General features: G+C 49.4%; 9 protein-coding genes. 6 read left to right on the top strand and 3 right to left on the bottom strand.

The window, feature by feature from the left end; translation table 11 throughout:
• The 3 genes from MHN01_RS09710 to uraH all read right to left on the bottom strand — a co-directional run.
• Positions 1 to 392 (bottom strand): solute carrier family 23 protein (locus MHN01_RS09710; protein ID WP_304622848.1); only part of this gene is annotated, 392 nt, incomplete at its 3' end.
• A gap of 89 nt (positions 393 to 481) precedes the next feature.
• Complete coding sequence (locus MHN01_RS09705) at positions 482 to 1,831, bottom strand: NCS2 family permease (protein WP_239411167.1); 1,350 nt, start codon at positions 1,829 to 1,831, stop codon at positions 482 to 484.
• A gap of 455 nt (positions 1,832 to 2,286) precedes the next feature.
• A complete protein-coding gene (gene uraH / locus MHN01_RS09700; RefSeq protein WP_239411168.1) occupies positions 2,287 to 2,640 on the bottom strand; it encodes a hydroxyisourate hydrolase in 354 nt (117 codons plus the stop codon).
• A 391-nt stretch (positions 2,641 to 3,031) separates the two neighbouring features.
• Between uraH and puuE the strand changes: the two genes are divergently transcribed.
• From puuE to MHN01_RS09670, 6 genes are all read left to right on the top strand, one after another.
• Complete coding sequence (puuE, locus tag MHN01_RS09695) at positions 3,032 to 3,958, top strand: allantoinase PuuE (protein ID WP_239411166.1); 927 nt, start codon at positions 3,032 to 3,034, stop codon at positions 3,956 to 3,958.
• Entirely contained in the window at positions 3,958 to 4,473 is a 516-nt protein-coding gene (gene uraD, locus MHN01_RS09690) for a 2-oxo-4-hydroxy-4-carboxy-5-ureidoimidazoline decarboxylase (protein WP_239411165.1), read from the top strand. The genes puuE and uraD overlap by 1 nt, the downstream gene beginning before the upstream one ends.
• A 73-nt stretch (positions 4,474 to 4,546) precedes the next feature.
• Entirely contained in the window at positions 4,547 to 5,536 is a 990-nt protein-coding gene (gene alc, locus MHN01_RS09685; RefSeq protein WP_239411164.1) for an allantoicase, read from the top strand.
• Between the two features lie 22 nt (positions 5,537 to 5,558).
• Positions 5,559 to 6,110 carry an ureidoglycolate lyase gene (locus MHN01_RS09680; protein WP_239411163.1) on the top strand — a complete coding sequence of 184 codons (552 nt, stop codon included), beginning with the start codon at positions 5,559 to 5,561 and terminating at the stop codon, positions 6,108 to 6,110.
• 45 nt (positions 6,111 to 6,155) lie between these two features.
• Complete coding sequence (locus MHN01_RS09675) at positions 6,156 to 7,391, top strand: urate hydroxylase PuuD (protein WP_239411162.1); 1,236 nt, start codon at positions 6,156 to 6,158, stop codon at positions 7,389 to 7,391.
• Between the two features lie 190 nt (positions 7,392 to 7,581).
• A partial coding sequence (locus tag MHN01_RS09670) for a PaaI family thioesterase (RefSeq protein ID WP_239411161.1) occupies positions 7,582 to 8,065 on the top strand: 484 nt, incomplete at its 3' end.

Below are 8,065 nucleotides of genomic sequence, written 5' to 3'. Positions count from 1 at the left end.
GTGGGAAATAGTTTGCGAATTTTGTCCATGTAGAAGCTGGCGGCAATCACAACGAAGGAGCCAACCAGACTGGCTCCCATGATCCCGCCGACACCGTCTTTGTTACCGATGGCAATGGCAATGCCGAGAAAGGCAAAGCTGGATCCCATCACAACCGGCAGTCGGATCCCGACCGGCCCCACGCCCAGACATTGCGCGATGGTCACGATACCGGAGGCCAGCAGCGCGGCGTTGATTAGGGTAACGATTTCATCTGTCGGCAGGCCGATCGACGAGCCGACAATCAACGGAACGGCTACGATCCCTCCGATTGAGGCCAGCATGTGCTGCAAGGCCAGTAATAGGGTGATCCCGTAGGGGGGACGTTCGTTAAGTGTGTAGAGAAGTTTCATTGTTGATCCTCTGTAATCCATCGTTTGTATTAACGCTTTTGGTACAAAGAATGACTTCTACAAACTGCGTAGTGTCACGGTTGTGTGGTCTAGCCGATGTAAATTAGCTTGGCGATAAAGATAGCGGTCAGCGCGTACATGCTTATCGACACATCTTTGGTTTTTCCGGTTGCCACTTTCAGCACGGTGTAGGTAATAAAGCCCAGTGCAATGCCGTTGGCAATTGAGAAGGTCAGCGGCATCATCAGTGCAGTAATAGCGGCAGGAGCAGCATCGGTAAAGTCTGTCCATTTGACATGCTGCATGCTGCTCATCATGACGAAGGCGACGTAGATCAATGCGCCTGCGGTGGCATAGCTGGGGATCATTCCTGCCAGCGGAGAGAAGAAAATAGCTGCCAGGAACAGGGCGGCGATCACGATGGCTGACAGGCCGGTACGACCACCGGCTGCAACGCCAGATGCACTCTCGACATAACTGGTAACAGGTGGACAACCAACACAGGCACCAGCCACGCTGGCGATACTGTCGGCTTTCAGGGCCTTGCTTAGCCCTTCAATACGACCAGTTTCTTTGTTTATCAATTTGGCGCGCTCGGCAACGCCCATCAGGGTACCAGCGGTATCAAACATATTGACGAACAGAAAGGCCAGGATCACGCTGACCATCGAGATATTCAGTGCGCCGGTAATGTCCATCGCCAGCAGGGTCGGTGCAAGACTCGGTGGCGATGAAATCAGCCCTTGGTACTCGACAAGACCAAGCATCATGCCGACCAGCGTCACGCCAATCATGCCAATCAGTACCGCGCCAAATACCTTGCGCTCGCTCAGTACCGCAATGATCAGAAAGCAGATAGCGGCAAGCAGTGCCTGTGGCTGGGTAAAGTCTCCCAGCGTCACCAGGGTTGCCGGACTCTCGACAACAATTCCCGCAGTTTTTAGGCCGATGAGGCCAAGAAACAGGCCGACACCAGCGGTCATCGCATAACGCAGGCTTTCAGGTATGCTTTCGATGATCCATTCCCGGACCTTATAAAAGCTCATACCGACAAAAAGCACACCTGAAATAAAGACCGCCCCAAGTGCGACTTCCCAGCTGTAGCCCATCTCACCGACGACGGTAAACGAGAAAAAGGCATTGAGTCCCATGCCTGGTGCCAGGCCAACCGGCCAGTTGGCAAACAGGCCCATCAGTAGGGTACCGATTGCTGCGCCGATACAGGTCGCGACAAAGACCGCTCCGGCATCCATGCCCGAGGCAGACATAATGCTCGGGTTAACAAAAATGATATAAGCCATGGTCGCAAAGGTAGTGAGGCCACCTATGAGCTCATTTCTTACGTTAGTTCCATGTGCTTTTAACTGGAAAAACCGTTCCAGGAAAGGGGCGGAACCCTGCGCCTTTTCATTTAGCACTTCTGCCTTAGTGTCATTCATGACTACATTCCTCTTTCTAACGTTCCTAAAATGAACTCAATTTGTATTTATATCGTTCACAATGAAGCCTGTGTTTTTTGTTTTATTCGACTATTAGTGTCTGTATTTCTACAGTTCATACTCTCTACGCTTCGCAAAAAGCGTTCCAGCTTTCTGTATTTGTTATCTTTTTTACTGGCTCTGCTTTTTGAATGCAGCAAAAGCCCGTATGGCAACCCTTTCAGGGCCAGTAGAAAAGATAGTGACAGCAGTAGATCGTTATTTAGTTACTAATGGCGAATATGTATACAATTTAGTTAGTTGCACCATGAGTGTGCCGAACCATATCCAGAACAGTGCATGCCGATGCCTGTGAATACCACATTCATTCAAAGGGGGAAGGCGAGTAATGATTGTTTGTTTTCGCCAATGGGCAGAACACACTTGTATGCTGCCCGGACAGCGTTAATGAAGCTTTAGCTCCCTCGATAAGTTGAGAAACTATAAGGTGATACGAGTAGGGGCACGTGGTAGTGCGAACTTGAGTCAGCAATGCCGAAGCGGATCACCACATCATCAAGGAAGGGGATATCAGGCAGTGACACTCCCTGTTGTTTAAAGTAGTCGGCAGTATGAAAGATTAACTGATACTTACCCGGACTGAAGCCCCCGTTATCCAAGATAGCCTCATCCGTTCGTCCGTCAGCATTGGTATAAACGGTTTTAACCCAGTGCAAAGAGGCATCTTCAATCCGATACAGTTCCACTTTTATTTCTGCGCCTGGAATGCCATTTGCAGTATCAAGTACATGTGTCGTTAATCGTCCCATCATTTGTCACGCGCTGAGCGCTCTCCATAGTTAACGTAAAAAGATTAATATCAGCAAGAGGTTAGAAGTCAACAAGTGGTTGTTGAGAGAATTTACCTTCGCTGAAATTGTATTTAACTTTTACTAACTATGTACACAATGATGGTGAATAGTAAAGCTCCATGTAATAAAAATGTTAACTGGTTTTGTGGGTAAAATGATAAATTTCGAACTTATGTGTTGATGTTAAAGGGGTTTGATGACATTGTTTAATTTGACCCTAAAGTCAGTTAAACAAAAATTTTACATTTCATCTTTCGATTGTATACAATCTGTGTTAAAAGTTTAGATATTACCTTGCCAAGCAACTGGAACATGATTGGCATTTGGAACGCTAGAAAGGAGTCATGTGATGAGTACAGACTATCCGCGTAATCTGATTGGTTATGGTGATACGCCCCCGCATCCCCATTGGCCAAATGATGCCCGCGTCGCGATTTCTTTCGTACTGAACTACGAAGAGGGTGGCGAGCGTTGTATTTTGCACGGAGATAACGAGTCAGAAGCATTTTTGTCGGAAATTCCCTCGGCTCAGCCGCTCAAGGGGCAGCGGCATATCAGTATGGAGTCGATTTACGAATACGGTAGCCGTGCCGGGGTATGGCGAGTTCTGAAACTATTCGAAAAATACGATATTCCGCTGACTGTCTTTGCGGTGGCAATGGCGCTGGAGCGACACCCCGATGTCGCCAGGGCGATGGTTGCGGCTGGCCATGAAATCTGTAGCCACGGCTATCGCTGGATTGACTACCAGAACATGGATTACAGCGAGGAGCGAGTTCATATGGTGAAAGCGATAGAGATCATCAAGAAGATCACCGGTCAGCGTCCTTTGGGCTGGTATACAGGAAGAACCGGTCCCAATACCCGCAAGATTGTCGCTGAAGAAGGGGGCTTTCTGTATGACTCTGATGCCTATGATGACGATCTTCCCTACTGGCACAATGAAGCAGGCAAGCCACAGCTAGTCATCCCTTATACCCTCGATGTCAACGATATGCGTTTTGCTACCGTTCAGGGTTTCAATGCCGGTGATCAGTTCTTCAACTATCTCAAAGATACATTCGATACCTTGTATGAAGAAGGGGAGACAGCGCCGAAGATGATGTCGGTCGGTCTGCATTGCCGTCTTATTGGCCGACCAGGGCGTATCGCTTCCTTGAAGCGCTTTCTCGACTATGTCCAGCAGCATGACGATGTTTGGCTTTGCCGCCGAATAGATATTGCCCGTCACTGGCACGAACACCATCCGCACCCAAGCATGAAGGAGTCACGATAATGGCAAGCTTTAACACCTGTCAGCCAGCTCAGATGAGCCGCGAAGAATTTGTTGCCCACTTTGCTGATGTTTACGAACACAGTCCCTGGGTGGCTGAACGTACCTATGATGAAGGGGTGTCAGATACCGATAATCAGGTTGAAGCTCTTCATCAGCGGATGGCAGAAGTCTTGCTGCAAGCGGATGTTAAGGAACAACTTGCGCTGATCAATGCGCACCCGGATTTGGCCGGTCGCGCAGCCATCAACGGAGAGTTGACTGCGGCGTCAACGGCAGAGCAGGCCGGTGCTGGCATTGACCAGTGTTCACCGGAAGAATTCGAACAATTTACCCAGTTTAACAACAGCTACAAAGAGCGCTTCAAGTTTCCCTTCATTATGGCAGTGAAAGGGGCCAATCGTTACCAAATTCTCGAATCCTTTGAGATGCGATTAGGAAATGACAGTGCAGCTGAGTTCGCGAAGGCGATAGAGGAGATCAACAAGATCGCACTATTTCGTCTGCAGGACATGTAGGCCACGGCTGATGTCCTGATTACTTACTCAAACCACGCATTTCATGACGAATGGAATTGAAGAAGGAAAGGAAATGACAACGATATTCGAACAATACGTCAATCTGGCAGATGAAAAAATCGGCGCGCAGGCCATTTATGCCACCGATGATTTCTTTGCCGACAAAAGCCGTCTGATCAGTAGTGCCCAGCCGGTGTTCAAAGAAGACCTGTATGACGACAACGGCAAGTGGATGGATGGCTGGGAATCTCGCCGCAAACGCGGAGAAGGATACGATTATTGTATTGTCCGGCTTGGCTTTGCCGGCACGATCAAAGGGCTGGATATCGATACTTTGTTTTTCACCGGCAACTACCCTCCTTCGGCGTCTGTTGATGCCTGTTATAGCCCGGACGGTGATCCGACAGAGGCAACAGAGTGGCAGGAGATCCTGCCATCACAAAGCCTGCAGGGTGACAGCCAGCATGAACATACTGTTGATAACGAGCAGGTGTTTACCCATGTCAGGCTGAATATCTATCCCGATGGTGGTGTTGCGCGCCTGCGGGTTTATGGCTTGCCAAGTGTGGACTGGGAGAAAACCGCAGCTGACGTAGAAGTGGATTTGGCGGCGCTGGAAAATGGAGGCCGTGCATTGGCCTGCAGCGATGAACACTTTGGTAAGAAAGCCAATATTCTTCGTCCGGGGCGCGGTGAGAACATGGGTGACGGTTGGGAAACGGCCCGCCGCCGTACACCTGGAAATGACTGGGTCATTGTGGCTCTCGGCCATCCGGGAACAGTCAACAAAGTTGCAGTCGATACCGCACATTTCAAGGGCAATTTCCCCGATAGCTGCTATATCCAGGCCGCCTATGTGCAGGGTGGGACAGATGATCAGGTAGCGACCCAAAGTTTGTTCTGGCGTGAATTGCTGCCATCTCAGAAGCTGGCTGCCGACAGTATTCATGAATTTTCTGATCAGGTGAATGACATTGGGCCGATCACACATGTGCGCCTGAATATCTTCCCTGATGGCGGGATCAGTCGTCTTCGCTTGTTTGGTTTTAAACAACAAGCGTAATAAACCAGCTCAGGAGAGAATAATGCAACCAGCGACCACGGTAAGGCAGTTGACTATTGAGCCACTGACAAAAGAAGCTTTTCAGCCATTCGGTGATGTAATCGACAAGGATGCTAGTGATTATTTTATGATCAACAACGGCTCGACTCGCCGTTATCACAGTCTGGCCGAAGTGGATGTCGCTGATGATGGCGGCAAGCCGATTATCAGCATCTTCCAGGCAACACCACTGCAATATCCGTTGATGGTACAGATGATGGAGCGTCATCCGCTGGGTTCTCAGGCCTTTATTCCGCTTCTGGGCAATCAATACCTGATCCTTGTTGCCCCCAAAGGTGATAAACCTGATCCCACTGCTTTGAGAGCCTTTCTCAGCAACGGTAAACAGGGGGTGAATTACCATAAAGGTGTCTGGCACCACCCGGTTTTGGCACTCAGCGATCAGGATCAGTTTCTGATCGTTGATAGGGCGGGTGAGGGCAACAACTGTGATGAAGTGTATTTCACCGATGATGTTCAGGTGGAGCTGGCTTTGGACAGTTTGGAGCAGGCGGCGTTAACCGAAGCATTCTGATAAGCCAAGGGGCGATCAGAGCGCTAAACATGACAGGAGTTAGTTATGGATCCACATATGACAGAATGGTTGAACCTGGCGATTCGCTGGATTCACATGATTGTGGGTATAGCATGGATAGGTGCTTCATTTTACTTTGTTTGGCTTGAAAATAACCTCAACCGCGTGAACCCAAAAACAGGGCTGACAGGTGATCTGTGGGCAATTCACGGCGGTGGGATCTACCACTTGGAGAAATACAAACTTGCTCCACCCACAATGCCGGAGAAGCTGCATTGGTTTAAGTGGGAAGCGTACTTTACCTGGATTTCAGGTATCTGCCTGCTGGCGGTGGTGTATTACCTCAATGCGGAAATCTACCTGATTGCACCGGGCTCGGGGCTAGAACCGTCCACAGCTATCGCGCTAGGGATTGCAGCGCTGGTGGCAGGTTGGTTTATTTATGATTTCCTCTGTAATTCGAAGCTGGGCCAGACCCCGATGTTGCTCGGCGCAGTATTATTTCTTGGTTTGGTTGGGGCGGCTTACGGGCTGAGCCAGGTGTTTAGTGGCCGAGGTGCCTATATTCATGTCGGCGCGATTATTGGCACCATCATGGTCGGTAATGTCTTTCGCGTTATCATGCCAGCGCAACGCGGGCTGGTAAAAGCGATAGAAGAGAACCGGGAGCCGGATCCTGAGCTGCCGGCCAAAGGCCTGCTACGCTCGCGTCATAATAACTATCTGACACTGCCTGTGTTGTTCATTATGATCAGCAACCATTTCCCGAGCACTTACGGTTCGGAATATAACTGGTTGATCCTGGCTGGCCTTGCCGTATTCAGTATTCTTGTGCGCCATTACTTCAATACCCGTCATGATAGCCAGAAGTACGCTTGGACAGTGCCAGCCGCAGCTTTGGGTATGATCACTCTGGCATTTGTAACCTCACCGTATGCAGCAAAAATGTCGGCAGCGCCTGTTGCATCGGCACCAGTGAGTGTTGAGGATAAGGAAGTGGCTCAGGTTCAAGCCAATCACATTAGTTTTGAAGAGGTAAACCTGGTTATTCAGGAACGTTGCTCTGTTTGCCATTCGGCCAATCCTACCCATGCTGCGTTCAAAACAGCGCCTGCCGGGGTGATATTGGATACTCCGGAGGAAATAAAAGTCAATGCACCGCGTATTGTGGCGCAGACAGTACAGACTCAGGTAATGCCGCTTGGCAACCTTACTCAAATGACCGATGAAGAACGTACGCTTATCGGAAACTGGGTCGAACAGGGGGCGATGATCCAGTAGTACCAGCTGCTTCTGCAATACTAGGAGTTTGAATCACTTTACACGTTTGTCCGTTAAATCTCCTTGCATATCTTTAGTGCTCCCCGGCAACACGTTGTCGGGGATTTTTTGTATTTTTAAATCGAAGTTTGACTTTTTCGACACGACGAACTTAACTGGTCTAATGAGTTGGTGTAAAAGAGGGAAGGCAATGGATAGCAGAGTCGCTCAGGCGAATGAGATGTTGAAAAGCTTTAGCAAACAGAAAGTTAAGCTAATTGATTATTGTACTCCGGAAATCCTGGAGATAAGCGATGAACATCTGTCACTGAAGATCCCGCTCAATGACAAGACCAAAAATCACCTTGAGAGCATGTACTTTGGGGCATTGGCAATTGGGGCCGATGTGGCTGCTGGCTTGTTGGCGATGGATATGGCTAACCATTCAGGCCTGGATGTGTCGCTGGCTTTTAAATCTGTCCAGGGTGAGTTTTTACGCCGGCCCGAAGATGATGTGGTCTTTAGCTGTTATCAGGGTAAGATGATCAGCGAGATGCTAGAAAGAAGCCCCCAAACCGGGAAGCGGATAAATGAACCTGTCTCCGTTACCGTCACTTGTCCGACGCGTGACGGAAATGAGCCAGTGGCCACTTTTTCACTGACTCTGTCGCTGAAGGTGGTTTCGTCTCCGGCTG

The organism is Photobacterium sp. OFAV2-7, assembly GCF_022347985.1.
Classification (GTDB): Bacteria; Pseudomonadota; Gammaproteobacteria; order Enterobacterales; family Vibrionaceae; genus Photobacterium.
The sequence above is the reverse complement of the archived record's forward strand: the minus strand, read 5'-3'. Positions and strand labels throughout refer to the sequence as shown.

Bases quoted from the DNA above. Each gene is read 5' to 3' on its own strand.
- MHN01_RS09705 (WP_239411167.1), bottom strand. From the start codon at position 1,831: ATGAATGACACTAAGGCAGAAGTGCTAAATGAAAAGGCGCAGGGTTCC.
- uraH (WP_239411168.1), bottom strand. From the start codon at position 2,640: ATGGGACGATTAACGACACATGTACTTGATACTGCAAATGGCATTCCA.
- puuE (WP_239411166.1), top strand. From the start codon at position 3,032: ATGAGTACAGACTATCCGCGTAATCTGATTGGTTATGGTGATACGCCC.
- uraD (WP_239411165.1), top strand. From the start codon at position 3,958: ATGGCAAGCTTTAACACCTGTCAGCCAGCTCAGATGAGCCGCGAAGAA.
- alc (WP_239411164.1), top strand. From the start codon at position 4,547: ATGACAACGATATTCGAACAATACGTCAATCTGGCAGATGAAAAAATC.
- MHN01_RS09680 (WP_239411163.1), top strand. From the start codon at position 5,559: ATGCAACCAGCGACCACGGTAAGGCAGTTGACTATTGAGCCACTGACA.
- MHN01_RS09675 (WP_239411162.1), top strand. From the start codon at position 6,156: ATGGATCCACATATGACAGAATGGTTGAACCTGGCGATTCGCTGGATT.